This is a genomic window from Pseudomonas sp. S10E 269, from assembly GCF_002798465.1.
Taxonomy (GTDB): Bacteria; Pseudomonadota; Gammaproteobacteria; order Pseudomonadales; family Pseudomonadaceae; genus Aquipseudomonas; species Aquipseudomonas pergaminensis.
In genome coordinates, this window is sequence record NZ_PHIJ01000001.1 from 1,772,039 (window position 1) to 1,798,118 (window position 26,080).

Sequence of the window (26,080 nt, forward strand, 5' to 3'; positions counted from 1 at the left end):
CATGCAAACTCGTGACGATATTTTCAACACCTTGCGCGATGCCCTGGTGGAACTGTTTGAACTGCCGCCGGAACGCGTCACCCTTGACGCCAACCTGTACCAGGACCTGGAAATCGACAGCATTGATGCCGTCGACTTGATCGACCATATCAAGCGCCAGACCGGCAAGAAGATCGCCGCCGAGGAATTCAAGGCAGTGCGCACTGTTAACGACGTGGTTGAGGCGGTGTACCGTCTGGTCCAGCCTGCCGCATGAGCCGGCTGATCGGCCTCGGCCTGCTGTTGGCGGGGCTGCTGTACCCCTTTGCGGTCTATTACGGCACCGAGCACTTTGCACCGTGGCAATTCGGCCTGCTGCTGGGCAGCCTGTGGCTACTGCGCGCGCTGACCGGCGCGCGACGCCCCGGCAGTCGCTGGATGGCGCTGGCGGTGATCGTGTTTTGCCTGCTGCTGGCCTGGTTCGACAACCCCCGCCTGTTGCGCTGGTACCCGAGCCTGGTCAGTGCCTTCATGCTGGCGCTGTTCGGCTTGAGCCTCAAATATGGCCCGCCGATGGTCGAGCGCCTGGCGCGCATGACCGACCCGGTGCTGCCCCCGCATGCCATCGTGTATACCCGCCAGGTGACCGTGGTATGGAGCGTGTTTTTTCTGTGTAATGGCCTGCTCGCCGCCGCCCTCACCCTGTGGGCGCCGCTGAGCTGGTGGACGTTGTACAACGGCCTGATCGCCTACGGGCTGATGGGGCTGTTGTTTGCCGTGGAATGGCTGGTACGACAAAGGGTTCGAGGCCGCGTATGAATGGGTTGAAACTTGAGCAGTTGCTGCTCGAGCCGCTGGAACAGCGTCCGGTCACCACCGAACCTGCCATGAATCACGCGCAGCTGTGGGAGCAGTCCCTGAGCCTGGCGGCGGGCCTGCAAGCGCGGGGTATCCAGCGCCTGGCCGTGTACCTGGAAGACGCCGGCCTGCTGGCGGTTGCCCTGCTGGGCGCCTGGCGGGCCGGGGTCAGCGTGCTGCTGCCCGCCGATTTGCAACCTCAGACCCGCCAACGCTGGGATAAGGCCGTCGATGCCTGGCTGACCGAAGCGGCGGACCTGGACGCGCTGTACGAGGCGCCACTGAGCGCTGCAGCACTCGACCTCGACGCTTGCCAATTGAGCCTGTGCACCTCCGGCTCCAGCGGCGAACCCAAGCGCATCGACAAAAACCTGCGCCAACTCGCCAACGAAGTCGAGGCCCTGGAAACCCTGTGGGGTCCTGGCCTCAAAGACGCCTGCATCATTGGCAGCGTCGCCACCCAGCATATCTACGGCTTGTTGTTCCGCGTGCTGTGGCCGCTGTGCGCCGGCCGCACCTTTGTACGCAAACAACTGGCCTTCCCCGAAGACATGCAGCGCGCCAGCCGCGAGCACGCGCACTTTGCCTGGGTCGCCAGCCCGGCGCTGCTCAAGCGCATGGGCGACAACCTTGACTGGCCCGCGCTGAGCCAGGTGTCGCGGGTATTTTCATCTGGCGGCGCGCTGCCCGTAGAAGCCGCCGGCAGCCTGTACGACCGCTTGCAACAATGGCCGACCGAGATCCTCGGCAGCTCGGAAACCGGTGGCATTGCCTGGCGCCAAGGCGCACAGCCGTGGCAGCCGTTTGCCGACGTGCAACTGAGCCAGGATGCCGACGGCGCCCTGCGCATCGCCTCGCCTTACCTGCCTGAGGGGCATGTCGAGCAAACCGCCGACGCGGCACGCATCCATGCCGATGGCCGTTTCGAGCTGCTCGGCCGCCTGGATCGCATCGTCAAGCTGGAAGAAAAACGCATCTCCCTGCCCATGCTGGAGCACGCATTGATGGACCACCCCTGGGTCGCGGAAACCCGCCTGGGCGTGGTGCAGGAAAACCGCGCGTCACTCGGCGCGCTGGTGGTGCTGAGCGCTGAGGGGCTGCATGCCTTGCGCAACCAGGGGCGACGCACGCTCACCCAGACCCTGCGCCAGCATCTGAGCCAACATTGCGAAGCCCTGGCGCTGCCGCGCCGCTGGCGATTGCTGAGACAGTTGCCCCTGAACAGCCAAGGCAAACTGCCCCAGGCCGATGTCGAGGCGCTGCTGCTGGCAGCCCGCCCGAAGGCGCCGGAAGTGCTGGAGCAGGTTGAAGCCGACGGCGAATGGACCTTGCAACTGAGCGTGCCGCCAGACCTGGCCTATTTCAGCGGACACTTCCCGGTCACGCCGGTGCTGCCGGGGGTGGTACAGGTGGAATGGGCGTTCAACCTGGGCCAGCAACTGCTCGATCTGCCGCCGACCTTTGCCGGTATGGAAGTGCTCAAGTTCCAGCAATTGGTGCGCCCTGGCGATGCGATCGAACTGCACCTGCGCTTCGATGCGCAACGCGGCAAGTTGTATTTCGCCTACCGCAATGGCGTTGCGGCGTGTTCCAGTGGCCGGATTCAACTGGAGCCCGCGCATGCATAACCCCTGCGCCCTGATCCCGGTCTACAACCACGAAGCCGCCGTACCGGCCGTGGTCCGCAGCCTGCTGGACAGCGGCCTGCCCTGCCTGCTGGTCGACGACGGCAGCAGCCCCGCCTGCGCGGCCGTACTGGCGCAATTGGCGACGCTGGGTAACGTCTCCCTGCTGACCTTGCCCAGCAATCAGGGTAAGGGCGGTGCCGTCATGGCCGGTTTCCGCGAAGCCGCACGCCAGGGCTTCAGCCATGCCTTGCAAGTCGACGCCGACGGCCAGCACGACCTGCGCGAAGTCGAGACCTTTATCGACACCTCGCGCCGACACCCCGACGCGATCATCTGCGGCTACCCGGAATACGACGACAGCGTGCCCAAGGGCCGTTTGTACGCGCGCTACCTGACCCACGTGTGGGTGTGGATCAACACCCTGTCGCTGCAGATCCGCGACTCCATGTGCGGCTTTCGCGTGTACCCACTGGCGCCGGTGCTGGCGCTGATGGACTCGGCCTACATCGGCACACGCATGGATTTCGACTCGGACATCCTGGTGCGCCTGGCCTGGCGCAACCAGCCGATGCGCTGGCTGCCGACCCAGGTGCATTACCCGGCTGACGGCCTGTCGCACTTCCGGCTGTTCCGCGACAACGTACGCATCTCGGCCATGCACACCCGGTTGTTCTTCGGCATGCTGGTGCGCGCGCCAGTGATTCTGTGGCGACGGTGGCAGGCATGAGCGACAGCACCAAGCACTGGGCTGACCGCGAAGAGCGCGGCAGCTACTGGCTGATGAAGCTCACCGCCTTCGCCGCCAAGGTCCTTGGCCGCCGCGTGTTGAGCCCGCTGTTGTACGGCATCGTGCTGTACTTCTTCCTGTTCGGCCGTACCGCGCGCCAGAGCGCCTGGCAGTACCAGCAGCGCCTGGCCGACTGGAGCGGGCGTGAGGAACTGCGGCCTACCCACTGGAAGGTCTTCGGCCAGTTCATGGCGTTTGCCGACTCGCTGCTCGACAAACTCGACGTGTGGAACGGCAAGCTGCGCCTGGAGCAGATCGAGATCAACGACCCGGCCCAATTGCGCGGGCAACTGCGCGGCGAGCGCGGGCAGATGCTGGTGGGCGCGCACCTGGGCAACCTCGAGGTGTGCCGTGCCCTCGCCGAGATCGGTGAACAGGTCACCATGAATGTACTGGTGCACACCAAGCACGCCGAACAATTCAATCGCCTGCTGGGCGAAGCCGGTGCCACTCACCTGCGCCTGATCCAGGTCAGCGAGCTGGACCCGGCCACCATGCTGCTGCTCAGCCAGCGCCTGGACGACGGTGAATGGCTGGCCATTGCCGGCGACCGCGTGCCGCTGCATGGCGGACGCACGGTGCGGGTAGACTTCCTCGGCCATGACGCCGCCTTCCCCCAAGGCCCGTGGCTGCTGGCGGGCTTGCTTAAATGCCCGGTGAACCTGCTGATGTGCCTCAAGCACAACAGCCGCTATCGCCTGAGCATCGAGCCGTTCGCGCCGCTCGTCGAATGGAAACGCAACACCCGCGAGCAGGTCATAGCCCTGTGGACCGCGCGCTACGCCGCACGGCTGGGCCAGTTCTGCCTGGAAGCGCCCCAACAATGGTTCAACTTTTACCCTTTCTGGAAGACCGATGACGACGCATCTTGAGCCGGTAACCTTTGGCGAACGCGCTTTGCGCATCGAAGACGTACTGGCCTTGGCCAACCGTCAGGCGCCGACCCAATTGCAGGACGACGCCGCGTATCGCCAGCGCATTGCCAAGGGCGCGCAGTTCCTCGACTCGCTGCTGGACAAGGAAGGCGTGATCTACGGCGTGACCACCGGCTACGGCGACTCTTGCGTGGTGGCGGTGCCGTTGCAGCACGTCGAGGCCCTGCCGCGTCATCTGTACACGTTCCACGGGTGTGGCCTGGGCAAGCTGCTCGATGCCCAAGCCACCCGCGCGGTGCTGGCGGCACGCTTGCAGTCGCTGTGCCACGGCGTGTCCGGGGTGCGCGTAGAGTTGCTCGAACGCCTGCACGCCTTCCTTGAACACGATGTGCTGCCGCTGATCCCGGAAGAAGGCTCGGTGGGCGCCAGCGGCGACCTGACCCCGCTGTCCTACGTGGCTGCCACCCTGTCCGGCGAGCGTGAAGTGATGTTCCGTGGCGAACGGCGCCAGGCGGCCGACGTGCACCGTGAGTTGGGCTGGACGCCTTTGGTGCTGCGCCCCAAGGAAGCCCTGGCGCTGATGAACGGCACCGCCGTGATGACCGGCCTGGCGTGCCTGGCCTTCGCCCGCGCCGACTACCTGCTGCAACTCGCCACGCGCATCACCGCGCTGAACGTGGTGGCGCTGCAGGGTAACCCGGAACACTTCGACGAGCGCCTGTTCGCCGCCAAGCCGCACCCGGGGCAGATGCAGGTCGCCGCCTGGCTGCGCAAGGACCTGGCCATCGACGCGCCGACCGCGCCGCTGCATCGACTGCAGGACCGTTATTCGCTGCGTTGCGCGCCCCACGTCCTTGGCGTATTGGCCGACAGCCTGAACTGGCTGCGTTCGTTCATCGAGATCGAACTGAACAGCGCCAACGACAACCCGATCATCGACGCTGAAGAAGAGCGCGTGCTGCATGGCGGGCATTTCTATGGCGGGCATATCGCCTTTGCCATGGACAGCCTCAAGACCCTGGTCGCCAACGTCGCTGACCTGCTGGACCGCCAGCTCGCGCTGCTGGTGGACGTGCGTTACAACCACGGGCTGCCGAGCAACCTGTCCGGCGCTCCGGCTGACCGCGCAATGATCAACCACGGCTTCAAGGCCGTGCAGATCGGCACCAGCGCCTGGACCGCCGAAGCCCTGAAAAACACCATGCCGGCCAGCGTGTTCTCACGCTCCACCGAGTGCCATAACCAGGACAAGGTGAGCATGGGCACCATCGCCGCCCGCGATGCGATCCGTGTGCTGGAGCTGACCGAACAGGTCGCCGCCGCAACCTTGCTCGCCGCCAACCAGGGTGTGTGGCTGCGCGCTCAGGCCGAGGACGCCCGCCCATTGCCGCCGGCCCTGGCGGCGATGCACGAAGCACTGGCCAAGGACTTCCCACCCGTGATCGAAGACCGCGCCCTTGAAGGCGAACTGCGCCTGTGCCTGCAACGCATTGCCGAGCAACACTGGAGGCTGCATGCGTAGCCAGGGCGTGCTGCATTGCGACACTGAAATCCTCGTGCCGTTTTTTGACGTCGACACCATGAACGTCGTGTGGCACGGGCATTACGTGAAGTACCTGGAAGTGGCGCGTTGCGCGCTGCTGGACAAAATCGGCCATAACTACACGGCGATGCTCGAATCGGGCTACGCCTGGCCGGTGATCGACATGCAGCTGCGCTACGTACGCGGCGCCGTGTTCGGCCAGACCCTCAACGTGCGCGCCAGCCTGGTGGAGTGGGAGAACCGCTTGAAGGTCAATTACCTGATCACCGACCTCGCCAGTGGCGAGCGCTTGACCCGTGCCAGCACCGTGCAGGTGGCAGTAGAAATCGCCACTCGCGAAATGCAGCTGGCCTCCCCCAAAGTATTCACCGACGCCGTAGAGAGAGCCCTGAAATGAGATCCCCTGTGGGAGCGGGCTTGCCCGCGATGGACGTCAACAATAACGCGAGCCGCCTGACACTGCGCGGTGCCCTCGGGTTCTTCGCGGGCAAGTCGAATCGTCGCACCGCCGCTCCCACATGGATTGCGCTGATCTTGTTGTTCAGCATTCCAGGCCTGGCTCACGCTTTTGACTTGCAACAACTCAGCGAGCAGCTCGCCAAACCCTCAGTGATTCACGGCAACTTCACCCAGGAAAAACACCTGCGTGCCCTGCCCCAGCCGCTGGTCAGCAAAGGCACCTTCGTGCTCGCCAAGGACCACGGCCTGTTGTGGCTGCTGAAAACTCCGCTGCAACAGGACTACCGCATCAGCGCCCAAGGCATTGCCCGCCGCGATGCCAACGGCTGGCAACTGCTGCCGAACAAGAGCGCCGGCGCCGAACAGAACCGGTTGTTCCTGGCGGTGCTGCAAGGCGACAGCAGCGGCTTGCAGCGAGACTTCGAGTTGCAGCTGCAAGGCGAGGCCAAGCAGTGGAAATTGACGCTGATCCCACGCTCGCTGCTGCTCAAGCAAGTCTTCACCCAGATCAATATCGACGGTGGCGATCTGGTGCAGAACATCCAACTGCTGGAAACCCAGGGCGACAGCACTGTGCTGCGCATGCAGGACAGCACGGCCGAACTGCCGTTGAGCGAAGCGGAGCAACACGACTTTGCCCAGTGAACGCCTGCTGCCGCGCCTGTTCCTGATCCTGCTGGTGGCCGTGCTGGCCCTGGCCGGTTGGCAGTGGCGCCACGGCGCGCCCTTGTCGGCCAACCTGATGGAGCTGGTGCCGGGCAACACGCCGGATGCCCTGGAACAGCAAGCCGAGCAGCGCATGCAGGAGCCACTGAACCGCGAGATGCTGGTGCTGGTGGGGCATGCCGACCGCCAGCAAGCAGTGGCCGTGGCGCAACAACTGGGTGAGCGCTGGCAGGCCAGCGGGCTGTTCGAAAAGGTGCAGTGGAACCTGCAAGCTGACTTGCCGGCACTGCGCGAGCAATTGCTGCGCGGCCGCCTGGCGATGCTCTCGGCCAAGGACCGCGAGCAACTGATCGAACAGCCCGACGCGTTTATCCAACAGCGCGTGCAAGCGCTGTTCGACCCCTTTACCGGCTTCAGCCTGGTGCCGAGCCAGGACGACTGGCTGGGCCTGACCGGACGTATCCAGAACAGCCAGCCGCAACACGGTGCGGTGCAACTGGATATCGGCAGCGGCGCGTTGATCGCCGATGCCGACGGCAAGAGCTGGGTGCTGCTGCGTGCGCGCACCACCGGCAATGCCTTCGACATGAAACTGCCGCTGCAAGTGGCGGACCTGCTCCAGGCCAGTCGCGCGCAGGCCAGCGAACACGGCGCGCAATTACTCGCCGCCAGCGGCTTGCTCTACGCCGCCAATGGTCAGCAGCAGGCCACACGGGAAATCACCTGGGTGGGCGGCGGCGCTACTGTCGGCATCCTGTTGTTGCTGTTGCTCGCCTTCCGACGCTGGCGCGTGCTGCTGGCCTTTGTGCCGGTACTCGTCGGCATGTTGTTTGGCGCGGTGGCCTGCGTGGCGCTGTTCGGGCATATGCATGTGATGACCTTGGTATTGGGTTCCAGCCTGATCGGCGTGGCGGTGGATTACCCGCTGCACTATTTGTCGAAAAGCTGGAGCATGAACCCGTGGCGCAGTTGGCCGGCGTTGCGCATCACCTTGCCGGGATTGAGCCTGAGCCTGGCCACCAGTTGCATTGGCTACCTGGCGCTGGCCTGGACACCGTTCCCGGCCCTTTCACAAATCGCTGTGTTCTCCGCCGCCGGGCTGGTCGGTGCGTACCTGTCCGCCGTGTGCCTGTTGCCGGCGCTGCTCAAGGGCGTCGAACTGCGTCCGGCGCAATGGCCGCTGCGCATCGCCGAATGCCTGTGGCTGGTACGCGCCTCTTTGCTCAAGCGCGTGCCGAGCCCGGTGCTGCTGGCCTTGCTGCTGCTGTTTTGCGCGGGTGGCCTGTGGCACCTGAACAGCAAGAACGATATTCGCCAATGGATCGGTGCTCCGCCGCAATTGCTGCAAGAAGCACAGGCCGTGGCGCGCATTACCGGGTTCCAACCCACCAGCCAGTTTTTCCTGGTGCGGGCAGACAACCAGCAACAGCTGTTGGAGCGTCAAGCTGCCCTGGGCCAACGCTTGGATCAGTTGGTGAACATGGACAAACTCCAGGGCTACCTGGCGCTCAACCAACTGGTCAGCCTGCCTGCCGAGCAGCAACGTCTGCGCGATGCGCTGAATAGACTCCCGGAACACTGGCAGCCGCTGCTGGACCTCGGCGTCCCCGCCAGCGCCCTGCAGGCCGAAGTGGCGCAACTGCAAGCGTTGCCCACCGAAGACATCGATGCCGCGCTGCTAGGCCCGCTGGCCGAACCGTGCCGCACCCTGTGGCTTGGCCCGGTGGACGGCGGCGTAGCCGCGATGGTCAGCCTGCAAGGCTTAAACAACCCGGCGCTGCTGCGGGTACAAGCGCTGGATTTGCCGGGCGTGCAACTGGTGGACCGCCTGGGCGACTTGAACCGGGTATTTGCCGACACGCAGATCAGTGCCGCCGAATTGAAGCTGATGTCCTGTGTGCTGATCGTGCTGCTGCTGATCCTGCCGTTCGGCTTCGGCGGCGCCTTGCGCATTGTCGCCCTGCCACTGCTGGCGGCCCTGTGCAGCCTGGCCAGCCTCGGTTGGCTGGGGCAGCCGCTGACCTTGTTCAGCCTGTTCGGCCTGCTGTTGGTCACGGCCATCAGCGTCGACTACGCGATCCTGATGCGCGAGCAGATCGGCGGTCCTGCGGTCAGCCTGCTGGGGACACTGCTGGCGGCGCTGACGACCTGGTTGTCATTTGGCCTGCTGGCGGTGTCCAGCACGCCGGCGGTGAGCAATTTCGGCTTATCGGTCAGCCTGGGCCTGGCATTCAGCTTTATGCTGGCGCCTTGGGCCGGGCAACAGAAACACGCCTTATGAATGTGATTATCGCCAATGTGGCAAGGAGCCCTCGTGCCCACAGTTGAAATGGAACGTCGCCAGGTGGTGGTGATCGGTGCCGGTCCGTCCGGGGCCATCGCCGCCGCGCTGTTAAAGCGCAAAGGGCATGATGTATTGATCATCGAGCGCCAGCATTTCCCGCGGTTCTCGATTGGCGAAAGCCTGCTGTCACACTGCATCGACTTTATCGAAGAAGCCGGCATGCTGGAGGCTGTGCAGGCGGCGGGTTTCCAGGTGAAAACCGGTGCTGCGTTCGCCTGGGGCGAGCGCTACAGTGCGTTTGATTTTGGTGACACCTTCAGCAACGGCAAGCCCACCACCTTCCAGGTCCAGCGCGGCGAGTTCGACAAGCTGCTGGCAGATCAGGCCGCCAAGCAAGGTGTGGAGATCCGCTACGGCGAAACTATCGTCGGCGTGGATTTCAGCGGCGAGAGCCGCTACCTGCACGTACGCCGCGAGAACGGCAGCGAGTACCACCTCAAGGCCACGTTCGTGCTCGACGCCAGCGGCTACGGCCGCGTGTTGCCGCGCCTGCTGGAGCTGGACGTGCCGTCAGATTTTCCGGTGCGCCAGGCGGTGTTCACCCACATCGAAGACCGCATCGAACACCCAGGCTTTGACCGCACCAAGATTCTGGTCACCACCCACCCGACCAAGCGCGATATCTGGTTCTGGACCATCCCGTTCAGCAACGGCCGCTGCTCGGTGGGCGTGGTCGCGGCCAAAGCGCATTTCGACGGCCGTGACAGCGACCTGGATGCCTGCCTGCGCGGTTTTATCGATGAAACCCCAAGCCTGTCCGGCGTGCTGCAAAACGCCGTCTGGGATACGCCCGCGCGGACCATCGGCGGCTACGCGGCCAACGTCAAAAGCCTGCACGGGCCGGGCTTTGCCTTGCTGGGCAACGCGGCGGAATTCCTCGACCCGGTGTTCTCCTCCGGGGTGACCATCGCCATGCGTTCGGCGAGCATGGCCGCCGGTGTGCTGCATCGCCAGCTCAACGGCGAAACCGTGGACTGGCAAACCGAATTTGCCGAGCCGCTCAAGCGCGGTGTCGATACCTTCCGCTGCTACGTCGAAGGCTGGTACGCCGGGACGTTCCAGGACGTGATCTTCCATCCCGGCAGCTCGCCGGATATTCGCCGGATGATCAGTTCGATCCTCGCCGGTTACGCGTGGGATGAGCGCAACCCGTTTGTGAGTGAGCCCAAGCGGCGGTTACGGATGTTGTCGGAAATTTGTGCAGGGGATGCAGCGTGAGCAGTCAGTACTTGAGTAAGAACTACGTCGAAGAAACCAAGTTCGGCTTCTGGTTCCTGCGCAGCCATACCTGGCAACATCACGTGCTGCGCGTGGCGATCAACGATCTGCGCAGCCTGTTCACCGAGCCCTTGCCAGCAGCGCCGGTGCTGCTGGACGCCGGTTGTGGCCAGGGCAAGTCCTTCAAGCTGTTGCAGCAGGTGTTCGTCCCTGAGCGCCTGATTGGCCTGGACGCCGACCCTCACAGCCTGGAGCTGAGCCGTGCAGAAGCGGCGCGCCAGGGCTTGGCCATCGAGTTGATCGGCAGCGACTGCGCCACCCTGCAAGTGCCGGACGAAAGTGTCGATATCCTGTTCTGCCACCAGACCTTCCACCACCTGGTCGAGCAGCATCGCGCGCTCAAAGAGTTCTACCGCGTGCTCAAGCCGGGTGGCTATTTATTGTTTGCCGAGTCCACCGAAGCCTACATCGACACCTGGGTCATCCGCTGGCTGTTCCGCCACCCGATGCACGTGCAAAAGAGCGCCGAAGAATACCTGGAGATGCTCCGCGAGCAGGGCTTTGAATTCGGCCCGCAGAACGTCTCATACCCGTACTTGTGGTGGAGCCGCTCCAGCGACTTCGGCCTGCTGGAACGCTGGGGCCTGCGCAAGGCGCCACCGGTGGGCCAGCGCGAAGAAACCCTGGTCAACTGCGTGGCACGCAAACCGTTGGCGAGTGCCGCGCCATGATGCGCTACCTGTTGATGGGTTGCCTGTTGCTGCTCAGCGCCTGCGCCAGCCAGCCACCGCTGCCCGAGAAAACCCCGGCCCTGGCCTTGCCGCTGCAACTGCATGTGCAGCGCTTGGCCGACGGCCAGAGCCAGGACTGGCTGCTGGTGATCCAGCGCGAAGGCGGTGGCATCCGGTGGTCGATGATGGACCCGCTGGGCATCCCCCAGGCGCGGCAAAAGCTGATCAATGGCGAATGGCAGGCCGATGGCTTGCTGCCGCCCAATCCGCAGGCGCGCGAATTGTTTGCCGCGCTGCTGTTTGCGCTGACCGCGCCGGATGACGTGCGCGCCCTCTACCCCAGCGCGCAGGCGATGGACTTGACGCGTACCCTGCCGGGCCATTGGCAGATTGTGTATCAATCGTCCGAGGTATTCAGTGTGAACATCAGCGGGCAGCCGCTGAGCTATCGCATCACACCGCTCGGAGTCGCACGATGAGCGCCTACCTCAACGCCTTGGGCGTGATCTGCGCACTCGGCCGTGGCCAGGCGGAGGTCAGCCGCAGCCTGTTTGCCGGTGACTGCTCCGGCATGCGCGCCGAAGGCGGCTGGGTGCCGGAGCGCGTGCTGCCGGTGGCCGGTGTGCAGGGTGAGTTGGCAACCATCCCCACCGAGCTGGGCCAGCAAAGCAGCCGCAATAACCAGTTGTTGCTGGAAGCGGCGCTGCAGATCGAAGGCGAGATCCGCCAGGCGATCCACACCTATGGCGCATCACGCGTCGGCATCGTGCTTGGCACCAGTACTTCGGGTATCGACGAAGCCAGCCGGGGCATCGCGCATTTTTTGCGCGAACACCAGTTCCCCGGCGACTACGACTACCAGCAACAGGAACTCAGCGCTCCGGCGAACTTCCTGGCTGACTGGCTGCAACTGAGCGGCCCGGCCTATGTGATCTCCACCGCCTGCACCTCCAGCGCCCGCGCGCTGATGAGCGCCCAGCGCCTGCTGGACCTGGGTGTGTGCGATGCCGTGATCTGCGGCGGTGTCGACAGCCTGTGCAAGCTGACGCTTAACGGCTTCAGCTCGTTGGAAGCGGTGTCGAACGAGCGTTGCAACCCGTTTTCAGTCAACCGCGACGGCATCAACATCGGCGAAGCGGCGGTGCTGTTTCTGATGAGCAAGGAACACGCGCCCATCGCTCTGCTGGGCAGCGGCGCCAGTTGCGATGCGCACCATATCTCCGCCCCCGAACCCACCGGCAAAGGCGCGTTGCAATCCATGCGCAAGGCCTTGGCGAGTGCCGGTTTGCAGCCTGGGCAGATCGGTTACCTGAACCTGCACGGCACCGCCACCCAGCATAACGACGCCATGGAAAGCCTGGCCGTCGCCAGCCTGTTCCCCCAAGGCGTGGCCTGCTCCTCGACCAAACCCATGAGCGGCCATACCCTGGGCGCAGCCGGCGCGCTGGAAGCGGCGTTCTGCTGGTTGAGCCTGGTTCACAACCGGCTGCCACCGCATGTGTGGGACGGCCAGGCCGACCCCGCACTGCCCGCTTTGCAATGGGCCACCGCCGGCGCCACCCTGGAAAAACGCTGCCTGATGAGCAACTCATTTGCCTTCGGCGGCAACAATGTCAGCCTGATAATCGGAGGGGCCCCATGATCGATTGGCCACTCGCCGAACTGCTGCCCCATGCGGGCGACATGATCCTGATCGATCAGGTGCTGTCGTTCGATGAAGAGCAGGTCCGCACCCGCACCACGGTCAAGCCTGGCGGCCTGTTCAATCGCCCCGATGGCAGCCTGCCGGCCTGGGTCGGCATCGAGTTGATGGCGCAAAGTGTTGCCGCCTACGCTGGTTGCCGCGCACGCCAGAAGGGTGAAGCCGTGGAACTCGGCTTCCTGCTCGGCACACGCAAGTTCGAGTGCAACGTGGAGCACTTCCCGGCCGGTGCCGAGCTGAGCATCCACGGTCTGCGCTCACTGGAAGACGAGAATGGCATGGGTGTGTTCGAATGCCACCTGACCGGCGACGGGATCCAGGCCAGCGCCCGCTTGAATGTATTTCGACCGCCCCAGGCGGCCAACTATTTAGAAGAATCGAAGGACGTGACGCCATGACTGAATCCGTACTGGTCACCGGCTCCAGCCGTGGCATTGGCCGCGCCATTGCGCTGCGCCTGGCCCAGGCCGGGCATGACATCGTGCTGCATTGCCGCAGTGGCCGTAGCGACGCCGATGCGGTGCAGGCCGAAGTTGAAGCCCTGGGCCGCAAGGCGCGGGTGCTGCAATTCGACGTGGCGGATCGCGCGCTGTGCAAGCAGATACTCGAGGCGGACGTGGAGCAACATGGCGCCTATTACGGCGTGGTGCTCAACGCCGGCCTGGCCCGTGACGGTGCGTTCCCGGCCCTGTCGGAAGACGATTGGGACGTAGTGATGCGCACCAACCTCGACGGTTTCTACAACGTGCTGCACCCGGTGATGATGCCGATGATTCGTCGTCGTGCGGCTGGGCGTATCGTCTGCATCACCTCGGTTTCCGGTTTGATCGGCAACCGCGGCCAGGTCAATTACAGCGCCTCGAAAGCCGGCCTGATTGGCGCGGCCAAGGCCCTGGCAATCGAGCTGGGCAAGCGCAAGATCACCGTCAATTGCGTCGCTCCGGGCTTGATCGACACCGCCATGCTGGATGAAAACGTGCCGGTGGAAGAATTGATGAAGATGATCCCGGCGCAACGCATGGGCACGCCGGAAGAGGTAGCCGGCGCGGTGAATTTCTTGATGTCGGCCGAGGCAGGCTACATCACGCGCCAGGTCCTGGCCGTGAATGGAGGCCTGTGCTGATGAAACGCGTCGTCGTCACCGGCATGGCCGGCATGACCTCACTGGGCAGCGATTGGGACACCATCGCCGCCAACTTCCGCGCCAACCGCAGCGGCATTCGGCGCATGGACGAGTGGGACCGCTTTACCGAATTGAACACGCGCCTGGCCGGGCCGATCGACGATTTTGTCGTGCCCGCCCATTGGACGCGCAAGCAACTGCGCAGCATGGGCCGTGTCTCGCGCCTGGCGGTATGGGCCGCCGAGCAGGCGTTGCAGGACGCCGGCTTGCTCGGCGATGAGTCGATCAAGGACGGACGCATGGGCGTGGCCTGCGGCTCGTCCACCGGCAGCACCGACGAGATCAAGGCGTTCGGCAATATGCTGCTGAACTCGGTCGCGGAGGGGCTGAACGCCAATTCCTACGTGCGCATGATGCCGCACACCACGGCGGCGAATATCAGCATCTTCTTTGGCCTCACCGGGCGGCTGATCCCCACGTCCAGCGCTTGCACCAGCGGCAGCCAGGGCATCGGCTATGCCTATGAGGCGATCAAGTTCGGGCGCCTGCCATTGATGCTCGCCGGTGGCGCCGAAGAGCTGTGCCCGACCGAAGCCATGGTGTTCGACGCGCTCTACGCCACCAGCCTGAAAAACGACGCCCCGCAGACCAGCCCGCGCCCGTATGACAGCGGCCGCGATGGCCTGGTGATCGGTGAAGGCGGCGGCATGCTGGTGCTCGAAGAGCTGGAACATGCGTTGACGCGCGGTGCGCATATCCACGCCGAAATCGTTGGCTTTGGCAGCAATGCCGACGGCCAGCACACCACCCGCCCGGAGCAGAAAACCATGCGCCGCGCCATGGAGTTGGCCCTCGAAGATGCCGGGCTTGAGCCTAACGCGATCGGCTACGTGAACGGCCACGGCACCGCCACCGACCAGGGCGATATCGCCGAGACGCTTGCGACCAGCAGCCTGTTCGGCAGCCGCATGCCCATCAGTTCGCAGAAGAGCTTTCTCGGCCACACCCTGGGCGCCTGCGGCGCGCTGGAGTCATGGTTCAGCATCGAGATGATGAACCGCGACCAGTACGTGCACACCTTCAACCTGGATGCGGTAGACCCGCAATGCGGCGAGCTGGATTACCTGCAAGGTGAATTCCGCGAGATGCACCACGACTACGTGATGAACAACAACTTTGCCTTTGGCGGCGTCAACACGTCGCTGATCTTCCGCCGCTGGTCCTGACTTTTTAATCGATTGGAGAATACGGAATGTCTTCCTTGCTACGCGTCACCCTGATCACCCTGGCCCTGCTGGTCACCGCCGGTTGCACCAGCAAGCCGATCCTCAACACCCAGCACAACCTGCCGGCCGACACCCAGGTCAGCGAAGAAAAAATGAAAACGGTGATCGTCAACGCCCTGCAAAAACGCGAATGGACGGTACAACGCCTGAGCCCGCAGCTGGTACAGGCCGAGATCAACGTGCGTAACCAGTACTACGCGGCCATCGACATCCGCTACACCCGCACCAGCTACGCCATCACCTACCGCGACAGCCGCGAACTGGGCTACAAGGACGGCAAGATCCATCGCAACTACAACCGTTGGGTGAACAATCTGGACAGCGACATCATGGCGGGGTTGCGCAGCAATGGCGTGAATGAGGCCGGGACGGCGGCGCAGTTGTTCGAACAAACCGGCACCACCAAGTAAAAACGAATTCAGGCTCTACAGAAACGACAAAGGGCGCCTTTCGGCGCCCTCTTCACAAACAGGTTGGCTTGTCATCGCCGCTTCCTGCCTGGCTCTGCAATTGCTGGTTGCCCAGGATCCTCAGAGTCTCACAAGCCCCTTTCGGGAACGTGGGCAGTATGCCTGAAAACAACTTTACGGCAACCTGTGGCAAAGTGCCGTTCGTCCCTCAGCGCAACCCCAACGCGCTGCGCACCGCCGCCTTTATTGCTAGAAGCTGATCAGAAGTGAGCTCAGCGATTTTGTAAGTTCGTTTGCCATGACGATCTTTGATTTTGATTCGGTCGAGCCTTCCCAAGCTGACGGTTGCCACAATGTCACATTTCGCCCAACAGATAGGGCTTGCTCCTGGAAGATGACTATCAAGCTGGCAGTGGTGATCCAGAACCGTCTGCGGCGCAGTAGTACTCAACGGCACAACCGTCACCAACAACTTATTGGTTCGGTGCTTGCGTATCACAATGACCGGGCGGATCTTTATGATTTCCGGGACCTCATAGCCTCGAAAGTCACAAATCAACACGCTGCCCTCCTTGGGCTGATAGAGAAGTGCCATCCATATCACTCGCTTGAGAAAAAGCGATTCTGCGTAACTTTCCCGCGAATCGCTAAGCAGCTTGCGTTACCTGATATGTGAGCACCTCTACACCGAGGCCTTGCGCGTCAACAACTCCACAAACGCCTCTGCCATGGGCGTCTGCGCGCCCTTGCGTTGCACCAGCCACACTGCCGTCACCGCCTCCTGATCCAGCAGCGTGCGATACACCACGCCATCGATACGAATGCGCTGGTAGGACGCCGGCAGCACCGACACGCCCAAGCCCGCCGCCACAAGGCCGATGATGGTCATCGCCTCCCCGGCCTCCTGGGCAAAGTGCGGGCTGAAGCCGGCATCACGCGCCAGGTTGAGCAACTGGGCATAGAGACCACTGCCGTAGGTGCGCGGGAAAAACACAAACGGTTCCTGTGCCAATTGCGCCAGGTGCAAGCCACGTTCACTGCCCTCCACCAGCGGGTGCCCGGCGTTCAACACGGCCACCAGCGGCTCACGCATCAGCTCGACCACACCCAGCGAATCCGGCAATGGCAGCGGCCGCATCAGGCCCACTTGGATCGACTCATCCACCAGCGACTCGGCCACTTCGGTGCTGCTCATCTCCTGCAGGTTCAGATGCACCGCCGGGAATGCCTGGCGAAACGCAAAGATCGCCTGGGGAATGCTGGAATTGAACGGCGCCGACGAGGTGAAGCCAATCTTCAGTTCGCCCAGCTCACCCAACTGCGCCCGCCGCGCCACATCCGCCGCCTTGTCCACCTGCGCCAGCACCAGCCGCGCCTCTTGCAAAAACAATCGTCCCGCCTCGCTCAGCTCGACCCGACGATTGGTCCGCTCAAACAGCCGCGCCCCCACCTCCTGTTCCAGCGCCTGGATCTGCTGGCTCAGCGGCGGCTGCGAGATGCCCAGCACCTGTGCAGCCCGGCCGAAATGCAACTCTTCGGCGACGGCAATGAAGTACCGCAAGTGACGCAATTCCATGCAAGCCTCATTAGGTCGTTAAAGCTATCAAACAGGTCGAACAATATATTGGAAAGAATCATTAGGGAGCTATATTCTTTTTTGCATTGCCGGTCCTGGTACGCTCTTCCTCCCCGAGGTCCCCGTGAAAGCTGCTGTCGCTCCACTCGCTCAAGAAGTCCCGCCCACTGCCCTGGATGAGGTGGTGGCCCAGCTCAATGACGCGTACATCGAAAAAGGCACGCCGATGTTCATGCGCACGGTGTTGGCGCTGTTCTCCGGCGGTTTCGCTACCTTTGCGCTGCTGTATTGCGTGCAGCCGATGATGCCGGCGCTGTCCCACGAATTTTCCATCAATGCGGCGCAGAGCAGCCTGATCCTGTCGGTGGCCACGGCGATGTTGGCGTTCGGCTTGCTCATCACCGGGCCGATCTCCGACCGGTTGGGACGCAAGCCGGTGATGGTGTCTGCGCTGTTCTGTGCCGCATTGGCGACCATCGCCAGCGGCTTGATGCCGACCTGGGAAGGCATCCTGCTGATGCGTGCGCTGGTGGGCCTGTCGCTGAGCGGCCTGGCCGCCGTGGCCATGACCTACCTGAGCGAAGAGATCCACCCGCAGCACATCGGCCTGGCCATGGGCTTGTACATCGGCGGTAACGCGATCGGCGGCATGAGCGGGCGCCTGATCATCGGCGTGTTGATCGACTTTGTCAGTTGGCACACCGCAATGCTGATCATCGGCGCCCTGGCGCTGATCGCGGCCACGGTGTTCTGGAAAATCCTCCCCGAATCGCGCAACTTCCGCGCCACCAGCCTCAAGCCGCGCAGCCTGGTGGATGGCTTCGTCATGCACTTCAAGGACGCGGGCCTGCCCTGGCTGTTCCTCGAAGCGTTCCTGCTGATGGGCGCGTTCGTGACGATGTTCAACTACATCGGCTATCGCCTGCTGGCCGATCCCTACGACCTGAGCCAAGCCGTGGTCGGCCTGCTGTCGCTGGTGTACCTCTCGGGCATCTACAGCTCGGCGAAAATCGGCTCACTGGCTGACCGCCTCGGGCGCCGTCGCGTGCTGTGGGGCACCATCGTACTGATGCTGGCCGGCATGGCCCTGACCCTGTTCACCCCGCTGTGGCTGGTGGTGCCGGGCATGCTGATCTTCACCTTCGGCTTCTTCGGCGCCCACTCGGTGGCCAGCAGCTGGATCGGCCGCCGCGCGGTGAAAGCCAAGGGGCAGGCATCGTCACTGTACCTGTTCTGCTACTACGTGGGGTCGAGTATTGCGGGGACGGCGGGCGGATTCTTCTGGCACTTTGCCGGGTGGAACGGGATTGGGGCGTTTATCGTGGCGCTGTTGATTGGCGCGTTGCTGGTGGCGTTGAAGCTGGCGAAGTTGCCGCCGTTGGGGCAAGCGAAGGCCTGAGTGTCTCTGGCTTTTAATGTGGGAGGGGGCTTGCCCCCGATGAGGGTAGATCAGTCATAGTTGTACTGACTGGTACACCGCCATCGGGGGCAAGCCCCCTCCCACATTTGTTTTGCGTGTTATTCGTGATACTGCGCCGACAACTCATGCACCGCGCGCAGGAACGCGCCGGCATGCTCCGGGTTCACTTCCGGAGTAATGCCATGGCCGAGGTTGAACACGTGCCCGGTGCCTTTGCCGTAGCTGGCGAGGATGCGGCCAACTTCGGTGCGGATGGCTTCCGGCTTGGCGTACAGCACCGTCGGGTCCATGTTGCCTTGCAGCGCGACGCGGTTGCCCACGCGCTGGCGGGCTTCGCCAATGTCGCAAGTCCAGTCCAGGCCCAGGGCGTCGGCACCGGCGTCGGCAATGCTTTCCAGCCACAGGCCGCCACCCTTGGTGAACATGATTACCGGCACTTTGCGGCCTTCGTGTTCGCGGATCAGGCCGCTGACGATTTTGCGCATGTAGGCCAGGGAGAACTCCTGGTACGCCGCCGCCGACAGGTTGCCGCCCCAGGTGTCGAAGATCTGCACCGCCTGAGCGCCGGCCATGATCTGGCCGTTGAGGTAAGAGGTGACCGACTGCGCCAGCTTGTCCAGCAGCAGGTGCATGGCCTGTGGGTTGTCGTAGAGCATGGCCTTGGTCTTGCGGAAGTCTTTCGACGAGCCGCCTTCCACCATGTAGGTGGCCAAGGTCCAGGGGCTGCCGGAGAAGCCGATCAGCGGCACACGGCCGTTAAGCTCGCGGCGGATGGTGCTGACGGCGTCCATCACGTAGCCGAGGTCTTTATGCGGATCGGGGATCGGCAAGGCTTCGATATCGGCCAGGGTGCTGACGACTTTCTTGAAACGCGGGCCTTCGCCGGTTTCGAAGTACAGGCCTTGGCCCATGGCGTCAGGGATGGTGAGGATGTCGGAGAAGAGGATGGCCGCGTCCAGTTGTGGGTAGCGGTCCAGCGGCTGCATCGTGACTTCGCAGGCGAACTCCGGGTTCATGCACAGGCTCATGAAGTCGCCGGCGTTGGCGCGACTGGCGCGGTATTCCGGCAGGTAGCGACCGGCCTGGCGCATCATCCACACAGGGGTGACGTCCACGGGTTGCTTGAGCAGGGCACGAAGGAAACGGTCGTTCTTGAGGGCAGTCATGTCGGCATCCGCAAAAAAAGTGCGGGCATTTTCTCAGAGCCAGACGCAAAAGGCACGGAATGCGCCGTGCCTTTTGTCTATCGGGTCAATTTGTCGCAATCTCTTGAACACGCTGGAAACCAATGTGGGAGCTGGCTTGCCTGCGATTGCGGTGGATCAGTCGATACATCCTGTGACTGTTACACCGCTATCGCAGGCAAGCCAGCTCCCACATTTGAGCGTATTTCAGATCAGACCTGCAGGTAATCCAGGATACCTTCGGCGGCATTGCGGCCTTCGAAGATCGCCGTCACCACCAGGTCAGAACCGCGCACCATGTCGCCACCGGCGAAGATTTTCGGGTTGCTGGTCTGGTGTTTGTACTGGCCTTGTTCCGGGGCTACGACGCGGCCCTGGCTGTCGGTCTGGATCTGGAACTGTTCAAACCACGGCGCCGGGCTTGGGCGGAAGCCGAAAGCGATGACCACGGCGTCCGCCGGGATGATCTCTTCGGAACCCGGGATCGGCTCGGGGCTGCGACGACCACGGGCGTCCGGTTCGCCGAGACGGGTCTCGACCACCTTCACGCCTTCGACGCGGTCTTCACCGACGATTGCAATCGGCTGGCGGTTGTAGAGGAATTTCACACCTTCTTCCTTGGCGTTCTTCACCTCTTTGCGCGAGCCGGGCATGTTGGCTTCGTCACGGCGATAGGCACAAGTCACCGACTTGGCGCCCTGGCGGATCGACGTGCGGTTGCAGTCCATCGCGGTGTCGCCACCGCCCAGCACCACGACCTTCTTGCCTTTCATGTCGACGAAATCTTCCGGCGACTTTTCAAAGCCCAGGTTGCGGTTGACGTTGGCGATGAGGAAGTCGAGCGCGTCATACACGCCCGGCAGGTCCTCACCGGCAAAGCCGCCTTTCATGTAGGTGTAGGTGCCCATGCCCATGAATACCGCATCGTATTCTTCGAGCAGTTGCTCCATGGTGATGTCCTTGCCGATTTCGGTATTGAGTCGGAACTCGATACCCATGCCGGTGAAGACTTCACGGCGGTTGCTCAGCACGGTTTTTTCCAGCTTGAACTCGGGGATGCCGAAGGTCAGCAAACCGCCGATTTCCGGGTTCTTGTCGAACACCACCGGTGTCACGCCGCCACGCACCAGCACGTCGGCACAGCCCAGGCCCGCCGGGCCCGCGCCGATGATCGCGACGCGCTTGCCAGTCGGCTTGACCTTGGACATGTCCGGACGCCAGCCCATGGCGAACGCGGTGTCGGTGATGTACTTCTCCACCGAACCGATGGTCACCGCGCCGAAGCCGTCGTTAAGGGTGCAGGCACCCTCGCACAGACGGTCCTGCGGGCACACCCGGCCGCACACTTCCGGCAGGGTGTTGGTCTGGTGCGACAGCTCGGCAGCGGCAAGGATGTTGCCCTCGGCCACCAGCTTCAGCCAGTTGGGAATGAAGTTGTGCACCGGGCACTTCCATTCGCAATACGGGTTACCGCACCCCAGGCAGCGGTGGGCCTGGTCGGCCGAGTGCTGGGGTTTGAAGGGTTCGTAGATCTCCACGAACTCTTTCTTGCGTTGACGCAACAGTTTCTTCTTCGGATCTTTGCGCCCGACATCGATGAACTGGAAGTCGTTATTCAGACGTTCAGCCATGTTAAAACCTCATCAAACTCTTCAGGCGCATATCACTGCGGGTTGGCACGGATGCTGGAAAGCAACGATTTCAGGTTGGCAGCCTTGGGCTTGACCAGCCAGAAACGACGCAGGTAATCATCGAGATTTTCGGCGAGGTTACGGCCCCATTCGCTGCCAGTCTCCTCGACGTACTCGTCCAGCACGTGCTGCAAGTGGTTCCGGTAGGACTCCATGGCTTCGCCGCTGATCCGCTGGATCTCGACCAACTCGTGGTTGACCTTGTCGACGAAGGTGTTGTCCTGGTCAAGCACGTAGGCGAAACCGCCGGTCATGCCCGAGCCGAAGTTGTAACCGGTCTTGCCCAGTACCGCGACAAAGCCCCCGGTCATGTACTCGCAGCAGTGATCGCCAGTGCCTTCCACCACGGTGTGGGCACCGGAGTTGCGCACGGCGAAACGCTCACCGGCGGTACCGGCGGCGAACAGCTTGCCACCGGTGGCGCCGTACAAGCAGGTGTTGCCGATGATGGCACTGTCCTGGGTCTTGTAGACGCTGCCTTTAGGCGGAACAATCACCAGCTTGCCGCCGGTCATGCCCTTGCCTACGTAGTCGTTGGCGTCGCCTTCCAGGTACATGTGCAGCCCGCCGGCGTTCCACACGCCAAAGCTCTGGCCCGCAGTGCCTTTGAAGCGGAAAGTGATCGGCGCTTTCGCCATGCCTTGGTTGCCGTGCTTGCGCGCGATTTCGCCGGAGATGCGGGCGCCAATCGAACGGTCGCAGTTGCAGATATCCAGGGCGAATTCGCCACCGCTGGCATCGTTGATCGAGGAAGAAGCCATCTCGACCATCTTCTCGGCCAGCAGGCCTTTGTCGAACGGTGGGTTGCGGTCCACCTGGCAGAATTGTGGCTTGTCCGCCGGGATGTGGTCGCTGCCCAACAGCGGCGTCAGGTCCAGGTGGTTCTGCTTGGCGGTCTGGCCTTCAAGGATGTCCAGCAGGTCGGTACGACCGATCAGCTCTTCGAGGGAGCGCACACCCAGCTTGGCCAACCACTCACGGGTTTCTTCGGCGACGTAGGTGAAGAAGTTCACCACCATGTCGACGGTACCGATGTAGTGATCCTTGCGCAGCTTCTCGTTCTGGGTCGCGACGCCGGTGGCGCAGTTGTTCAGGTGGCAGATGCGCAGGTATTTGCAGCCAAGGGCGATCATCGGCGCAGTACCGAAGCCGAAGCTTTCGGCACCGAGGATCGCGGCCTTGATCACGTCGAGGCCGGTTTTCAGGCCGCCGTCGGTCTGTACCCGAACCTTTCCGCGCAAGTCGTTGCCGCGCAGGGTCTGGTGGGTTTCGGCCAGGCCGAGTTCCCACGGTGCACCGGCATACTTGATCGAGGTCAGCGGCGAAGCGCCGGTGCCGCCGTCGTAGCCGGAGATGGTGATCAGGTCGGCATAGGCCTTGGCCACGCCAGCGGCAATGGTGCCCACGCCGGCTTCTGCCACCAGTTTCACCGAGACCAGGGCCTGCGGGTTGACTTGTTTCAGGTCGAAAATCAGCTGCGACAAGTCTTCGATCGAGTAGATGTCGTGGTGCGGTGGAGGCGAAATCAGCGTCACGCCCGGCACTGCATAACGCAGCTTGGCGATCAGACCGTTGACCTTGCCGCCTGGCAGCTGGCCGCCTTCACCGGGCTTGGCGCCCTGGGCCACCTTGATCTGCAGCACTTCGGCGTTGACCAGGTATTCCGGGGTTACACCGAAACGGCCAGTCGCGACCTGCTTGATTTTCGAGCTCTTGATGGTGCCGTAGCGCGCCGGGTCTTCACCGCCTTCGCCGGAGTTGGAACGCGCACCCAGGCGGTTCATGGCTTCGGCCAGGGCTTCGTGAGCCTCAGGCGACAAGGCGCCCAGGGAGATACCGGCGGAGTCGAAGCGCTTGAGGATCGATTCCAGCGGCTCGACTTCGCTGATGTCCATCGGCGTGTCCAGGGTCTTCACCTTGAACAGGTCGCGGATCATCGACACCGGGCGGTTGTCCACCAGCGCGGTGTATTCCTTGAACTTGGCGTAGTCGCCCTGCTGCACGGCGGCCTGCAGGGTGTTGACCACGTCCGGGTTGTACGCGTGGTATTCGCCACCGTGCACGAACTTGAGCAGGCCGCCTTGCTGGATTGGCTTGCGCGCACTCCAGGCTTCGGCTGCCAGGGCTTTCTGTTCGGCTTCGATGTCGACAAAACGCGCACCCTTGATACGGCTTGGCACGCCACGGAAACTCAGCTCGCAGACTTCTTCGGACAGGCCGATGGCTTCGAACAGCTGGGCGCCACGGTACGAGGTGACAGTGGAGATGCCCATCTTCGACAGGATCTTCAGCAGGCCCTTGGTGATGCCCTTGCGGTAGTTCTTGAACACCTCATAGAGGTCGCCCAGCACTTCACCGGTACGGATCAGGTCACCCAGCACTTCGTACGCGAGGAACGGGTACACCGCCGAGGCGCCGAAGCCGATCAGTACCGCAAAGTGATGCGGGTCGCGAGCGGTGGCGGTTTCCACGAGGATGTTGGAGTCGCAGCGCAGGCCTTTCTCGGTCAGGCGGTGGTGCACCGCGCCGGTGGCCAGGGAGGCGTGGATCGGCAGCTTGCCTGGGGCAATGTGACGGTCAGTCAGCACGATCTGGGTACGACCGGCACGCACGGCTTCTTCAGCCTGGTCGGCGACGTTGCGCACCGCGGCTTCAAGGCCGAGGCTCTCGTCGTAGTTCAGGTCGATGATCTGACGGTCGAAGCCCGGGCGCTCCAGGGTCATCAGCGAGCGCCACTTGGCCGGGGAAACGACCGGCGAGCTGAGGATCACGCGGGAAGCGTGCTCAGGCGATTCCTGGAAGATGTTGCGCTCGGCACCGAGGCAGACTTCCAGGGACATCACGATGGCTTCGCGCAGCGGATCGATCGGTGGGTTGGTCACCTGGGCGAATTGCTGGCGGAAATAGTCGTACGGCGTGCGCACGCGCTGGGACAGCACCGCCATTGGCGTGTCATCGCCCATGGAACCGACCGCCTCGTAGCCTTGCTCGCCGAGCGGACGCAGCACCTGGTCGCGTTCTTCGAACGTGACCTGGTACATCTTCATGTACTGCTTGAGCTGGTCAACGTCATAAAAAGCCGAACCGTGGTCGTTGTCTTCCATGGTCGCCTGGATGCGCAGGGCGTTCTTGCGCAGCCATTGCTTGTACGGGTGACGCGACTTCAAGCGGTCGTCGATGGCGTCGGTGTCGAGGATCTGCCCGGTCTCGGTGTCCACGGCCAGGATCTGGCCAGGGCCTACGCGGCCTTTGGCGATCACGTCTTCCGGCTTGTAGTTCCACACGCCGATTTCCGACGCGAGGGTGATAAAGCCGTTGGTGGTGGTGACCCAACGCGCCGGGCGCAGACCGTTACGGTCGAGCAGGCACACCGCGTAGCGGCCGTCGGTCATGACCACGCCAGCCGGGCCGTCCCACGGCTCCATGTGCATCGAGTTGTACTCGTAGAATGCACGCAGGTCCGGGTCCATGGTCTCGACGTTCTGCCACGCTGGCGGAATGATCATGCGCACGCCACGGAACAGGTCGATGCCGCCGGTGACCATCAGTTCGAGCATGTTGTCCATGCTGGAAGAGTCGGAACCCACGCGGTTGACCAGTGGGCCGAGCTCTTCAAGGTCCATCAGGTCATTGGCGAACTTGGTGCGACGGGCCACGGCCCAGTTGCGGTTGCCGGTGATGGTGTTGATCTCGCCGTTGTGGGCGAGGAAGCGGAATGGCTGGGCCAGCGGCCATTTCGGCAGGGTGTTGGTGGAGAAGCGCTGGTGGAACACGCAGATTGCGGTTTGCAGGCGCTCATCGCTCAGGTCTGGATAGAAGGCGGTCAAGTCCGCCGGCATCATCAGGCCTTTATAAATGATGGTCTTGTGGGAAAAGCTGCAGATGTAGTGGTCGGCGTCGGCGGCGTTGGCCACGGACGAGCGACGACGCGACGTGAACAGCTTGATCGCCATGTCCTGGTCGCTCAGGCCTTCGCCTGCGATGAACACTTGTTCGATCTGCGGCAGGCGCTCATTGGCCAGGCGGCCGAGCACGCTGGTGTCGATCGGCACTTTGCGCCAGCCGACAAGTTGCAGGCCGGCGGCCAGGATCTCGCGGTTCATGTTCTCGCGAGCGGCTTCGGCCTTGACCGGGTCCTGGTTGAAAAACACCATGCCCACGGCGTACTGCTTGGGCAGGTCGACAGCAAATTGCTCTTTTGCGACAGCGCGCAGGAACTGGTCGGGCTTTTGAATCAGCAAGCCGCAACCGTCACCGGTCTTGCCGTCGGCGTTGATCCCACCGCGGTGGGTCATGCAGGTCAGGGCCTCGATGGCCGTTTGCAAAAGGGTATGACTGGGCTCGCCCTGCATGTGGGCTATCAGGCCGAAACCGCAGTTATCCTTGAATTCATCGGGTTGGTACAGACCTGCTTTCATAGACACTTTCTCACCAGGCTGCCTCTTATACCGAGGCAAATTTCTTTTCAATTCAACCGGTTACCTTCCACGCCGAACGTACGCCGGCTTAGCGGGGGCAAAAGGGAGGTCATTGTACACACCGACACAGACGCTCACAAATTTAGCGACGAAATGTCGCAAATCTATGTCGCATTTATGAA

Annotated in this window: 23 protein-coding genes; 18 read left to right on the forward strand and 5 right to left on the reverse strand. The window is 63.0% G+C overall.

The window, feature by feature from the left end; genetic code table 11:
• The first annotated feature begins 1 nt into the window (after position 1).
• The 17 genes from CWC48_RS08250 to CWC48_RS08330 are packed head-to-tail and all read left to right on the forward strand — an operon-like array spanning position 2 to position 15,609.
• A complete protein-coding gene (locus CWC48_RS08250; RefSeq protein WP_003187949.1) occupies positions 2-256 on the forward strand; it encodes an acyl carrier protein in 255 nt (84 codons plus the stop codon).
• Positions 253-798 (forward strand): hypothetical protein, encoded by a 546-nt coding sequence (locus CWC48_RS08255; RefSeq protein WP_071497133.1) that lies wholly within the window; start codon positions 253-255, stop codon positions 796-798. The genes CWC48_RS08250 and CWC48_RS08255 overlap by 4 nt, the downstream gene beginning before the upstream one ends.
• Positions 795-2,465 (forward strand): acyl-CoA synthetase family protein, encoded by a 1,671-nt coding sequence (locus CWC48_RS08260; RefSeq protein ID WP_100491659.1) that lies wholly within the window; start codon positions 795-797, stop codon positions 2,463-2,465. Before CWC48_RS08255 ends, CWC48_RS08260 begins: the two co-directional genes overlap by 4 nt.
• A complete protein-coding gene (locus tag CWC48_RS08265) occupies positions 2,458-3,192 on the forward strand; it encodes a glycosyltransferase family 2 protein (protein ID WP_100491660.1) in 735 nt (244 codons plus the stop codon). Before CWC48_RS08260 ends, CWC48_RS08265 begins: the two co-directional genes overlap by 8 nt.
• Positions 3,189-4,124, forward strand: coding sequence for a glycosyl transferase (locus CWC48_RS08270; protein ID WP_078046526.1), 936 nt, complete (start codon positions 3,189-3,191; stop codon positions 4,122-4,124). Before CWC48_RS08265 ends, CWC48_RS08270 begins: the two co-directional genes overlap by 4 nt.
• Positions 4,108-5,649 carry a histidine ammonia-lyase gene (gene hutH / locus CWC48_RS08275; protein ID WP_100491661.1) on the forward strand — a complete coding sequence of 514 codons (1,542 nt, stop codon included), beginning with the start codon at positions 4,108-4,110 and terminating at the stop codon, positions 5,647-5,649. The genes CWC48_RS08270 and hutH overlap by 17 nt, the downstream gene beginning before the upstream one ends.
• Complete coding sequence (locus CWC48_RS08280) at positions 5,642-6,067, forward strand: thioesterase family protein (protein WP_100491662.1); 426 nt, start codon at positions 5,642-5,644, stop codon at positions 6,065-6,067. The genes hutH and CWC48_RS08280 overlap by 8 nt, the downstream gene beginning before the upstream one ends.
• Positions 6,064-6,774, forward strand: coding sequence for an outer membrane lipoprotein carrier protein LolA (locus CWC48_RS08285; RefSeq protein WP_256581625.1), 711 nt, complete (start codon positions 6,064-6,066; stop codon positions 6,772-6,774). Before CWC48_RS08280 ends, CWC48_RS08285 begins: the two co-directional genes overlap by 4 nt.
• Positions 6,764-9,076 carry an MMPL family transporter gene (locus CWC48_RS08290; protein WP_100491664.1) on the forward strand — a complete coding sequence of 771 codons (2,313 nt, stop codon included), beginning with the start codon at positions 6,764-6,766 and terminating at the stop codon, positions 9,074-9,076. Before CWC48_RS08285 ends, CWC48_RS08290 begins: the two co-directional genes overlap by 11 nt.
• 33 nt (positions 9,077-9,109) lie before the next feature.
• Positions 9,110-10,357 (forward strand): NAD(P)/FAD-dependent oxidoreductase, encoded by a 1,248-nt coding sequence (locus tag CWC48_RS08295; protein ID WP_100491665.1) that lies wholly within the window; start codon positions 9,110-9,112, stop codon positions 10,355-10,357.
• Positions 10,354-11,088: a class I SAM-dependent methyltransferase gene (locus CWC48_RS08300; RefSeq protein WP_100491666.1), complete on the forward strand. Its 735-nt coding sequence runs from the start codon at positions 10,354-10,356 to the stop codon at positions 11,086-11,088. Before CWC48_RS08295 ends, CWC48_RS08300 begins: the two co-directional genes overlap by 4 nt.
• The gene (locus CWC48_RS08305) at positions 11,085-11,567 is read left to right on the forward strand and encodes a hypothetical protein (protein WP_099492890.1); all 483 of its coding nucleotides are present in this window, start codon (positions 11,085-11,087) and stop codon (positions 11,565-11,567) included. The genes CWC48_RS08300 and CWC48_RS08305 overlap by 4 nt, the downstream gene beginning before the upstream one ends.
• The gene (locus CWC48_RS08310) at positions 11,564-12,730 is read left to right on the forward strand and encodes a beta-ketoacyl-[acyl-carrier-protein] synthase family protein (protein WP_100491667.1); all 1,167 of its coding nucleotides are present in this window, start codon (positions 11,564-11,566) and stop codon (positions 12,728-12,730) included. Before CWC48_RS08305 ends, CWC48_RS08310 begins: the two co-directional genes overlap by 4 nt.
• Positions 12,727-13,188 (forward strand): hotdog family protein, encoded by a 462-nt coding sequence (locus tag CWC48_RS08315; RefSeq protein WP_100491668.1) that lies wholly within the window; start codon positions 12,727-12,729, stop codon positions 13,186-13,188. Before CWC48_RS08310 ends, CWC48_RS08315 begins: the two co-directional genes overlap by 4 nt.
• Entirely contained in the window at positions 13,185-13,913 is a 729-nt protein-coding gene (gene fabG / locus CWC48_RS08320) for a 3-ketoacyl-ACP reductase FabG2 (RefSeq protein WP_078046516.1), read from the forward strand. Before CWC48_RS08315 ends, fabG begins: the two co-directional genes overlap by 4 nt.
• Complete coding sequence (locus CWC48_RS08325) at positions 13,913-15,139, forward strand: beta-ketoacyl-ACP synthase (protein ID WP_100491669.1); 1,227 nt, start codon at positions 13,913-13,915, stop codon at positions 15,137-15,139. The genes fabG and CWC48_RS08325 overlap by 1 nt, the downstream gene beginning before the upstream one ends.
• Positions 15,140-15,165: 26 nt before the next feature.
• Entirely contained in the window at positions 15,166-15,609 is a 444-nt protein-coding gene (locus CWC48_RS08330) for a hypothetical protein (RefSeq protein WP_100491670.1), read from the forward strand.
• Between the two features lie 208 nt (positions 15,610-15,817).
• Here the strand turns inward: CWC48_RS08330 and CWC48_RS08335 are convergent, their stop codons facing one another.
• On the reverse strand, positions 15,818-16,204 hold the full coding sequence (locus CWC48_RS08335) for a type II toxin-antitoxin system PemK/MazF family toxin (protein ID WP_078046513.1): 387 nt from the start codon (positions 16,202-16,204) through the stop codon (positions 15,818-15,820).
• Positions 16,205-16,291: 87 nt separating this feature from the next.
• Entirely contained in the window at positions 16,292-17,185 is an 894-nt protein-coding gene (locus CWC48_RS08340; protein ID WP_099492896.1) for a LysR family transcriptional regulator, read from the reverse strand.
• A 172-nt stretch (positions 17,186-17,357) separates the two neighbouring features.
• Here CWC48_RS08340 and CWC48_RS08345 point away from each other — a divergent pair, with 172 nt between their 5' ends.
• Positions 17,358-18,584: an MFS transporter gene (locus CWC48_RS08345; RefSeq protein ID WP_250883676.1), complete on the forward strand. Its 1,227-nt coding sequence runs from the start codon at positions 17,358-17,360 to the stop codon at positions 18,582-18,584.
• 119 nt (positions 18,585-18,703) lie between these two features.
• Here the strand turns inward: CWC48_RS08345 and hemE are convergent, their stop codons facing one another.
• The 3 genes from hemE to gltB form a co-directional block, all read right to left on the reverse strand.
• Positions 18,704-19,771, reverse strand: coding sequence for a uroporphyrinogen decarboxylase (hemE, locus tag CWC48_RS08350; protein WP_071492361.1), 1,068 nt, complete (start codon positions 19,769-19,771; stop codon positions 18,704-18,706).
• A 230-nt stretch (positions 19,772-20,001) separates the two neighbouring features.
• Positions 20,002-21,420 carry an FAD-dependent oxidoreductase gene (locus tag CWC48_RS08355; protein WP_034105894.1) on the reverse strand — a complete coding sequence of 473 codons (1,419 nt, stop codon included), beginning with the start codon at positions 21,418-21,420 and terminating at the stop codon, positions 20,002-20,004.
• A gap of 32 nt (positions 21,421-21,452) precedes the next feature.
• On the reverse strand, positions 21,453-25,898 hold the full coding sequence (gene gltB, locus CWC48_RS08360) for a glutamate synthase large subunit (protein ID WP_078046510.1): 4,446 nt from the start codon (positions 25,896-25,898) through the stop codon (positions 21,453-21,455).
• Positions 25,899-26,080 lie beyond the last annotated feature (182 nt).

Bases quoted from the DNA above. Each gene is read 5' to 3' on its own strand.
- CWC48_RS08250 (WP_003187949.1), top strand. From the start codon at position 2: ATGCAAACTCGTGACGATATTTTCAACACCTTGCGCGATGCCCTGGTG.
- CWC48_RS08265 (WP_100491660.1), top strand. From the start codon at position 2,458: ATGCATAACCCCTGCGCCCTGATCCCGGTCTACAACCACGAAGCCGCC.
- CWC48_RS08280 (WP_100491662.1), top strand. From the start codon at position 5,642: ATGCGTAGCCAGGGCGTGCTGCATTGCGACACTGAAATCCTCGTGCCG.
- gltB (WP_078046510.1), bottom strand. From the start codon at position 25,898: ATGAAAGCAGGTCTGTACCAACCCGATGAATTCAAGGATAACTGCGGT.
- CWC48_RS08330 (WP_100491670.1), top strand. From the start codon at position 15,166: ATGTCTTCCTTGCTACGCGTCACCCTGATCACCCTGGCCCTGCTGGTC.
- CWC48_RS08310 (WP_100491667.1), top strand. From the start codon at position 11,564: ATGAGCGCCTACCTCAACGCCTTGGGCGTGATCTGCGCACTCGGCCGT.
- CWC48_RS08355 (WP_034105894.1), bottom strand. From the start codon at position 21,420: ATGGCTGAACGTCTGAATAACGACTTCCAGTTCATCGATGTCGGGCGC.
- CWC48_RS08260 (WP_100491659.1), top strand. From the start codon at position 795: ATGAATGGGTTGAAACTTGAGCAGTTGCTGCTCGAGCCGCTGGAACAG.
- CWC48_RS08335 (WP_078046513.1), bottom strand. From the start codon at position 16,204: ATGGCACTTCTCTATCAGCCCAAGGAGGGCAGCGTGTTGATTTGTGAC.
- CWC48_RS08315 (WP_100491668.1), top strand. From the start codon at position 12,727: ATGATCGATTGGCCACTCGCCGAACTGCTGCCCCATGCGGGCGACATG.
- hutH (WP_100491661.1), top strand. From the start codon at position 4,108: ATGACGACGCATCTTGAGCCGGTAACCTTTGGCGAACGCGCTTTGCGC.
- fabG (WP_078046516.1), top strand. From the start codon at position 13,185: ATGACTGAATCCGTACTGGTCACCGGCTCCAGCCGTGGCATTGGCCGC.
- CWC48_RS08325 (WP_100491669.1), top strand. From the start codon at position 13,913: ATGAAACGCGTCGTCGTCACCGGCATGGCCGGCATGACCTCACTGGGC.
- hemE (WP_071492361.1), bottom strand. From the start codon at position 19,771: ATGACTGCCCTCAAGAACGACCGTTTCCTTCGTGCCCTGCTCAAGCAA.
- CWC48_RS08305 (WP_099492890.1), top strand. From the start codon at position 11,085: ATGATGCGCTACCTGTTGATGGGTTGCCTGTTGCTGCTCAGCGCCTGC.
- CWC48_RS08340 (WP_099492896.1), bottom strand. From the start codon at position 17,185: ATGGAATTGCGTCACTTGCGGTACTTCATTGCCGTCGCCGAAGAGTTG.
- CWC48_RS08270 (WP_078046526.1), top strand. From the start codon at position 3,189: ATGAGCGACAGCACCAAGCACTGGGCTGACCGCGAAGAGCGCGGCAGC.
- CWC48_RS08285 (WP_256581625.1), top strand. From the start codon at position 6,064: ATGAGATCCCCTGTGGGAGCGGGCTTGCCCGCGATGGACGTCAACAAT.
- CWC48_RS08255 (WP_071497133.1), top strand. From the start codon at position 253: ATGAGCCGGCTGATCGGCCTCGGCCTGCTGTTGGCGGGGCTGCTGTAC.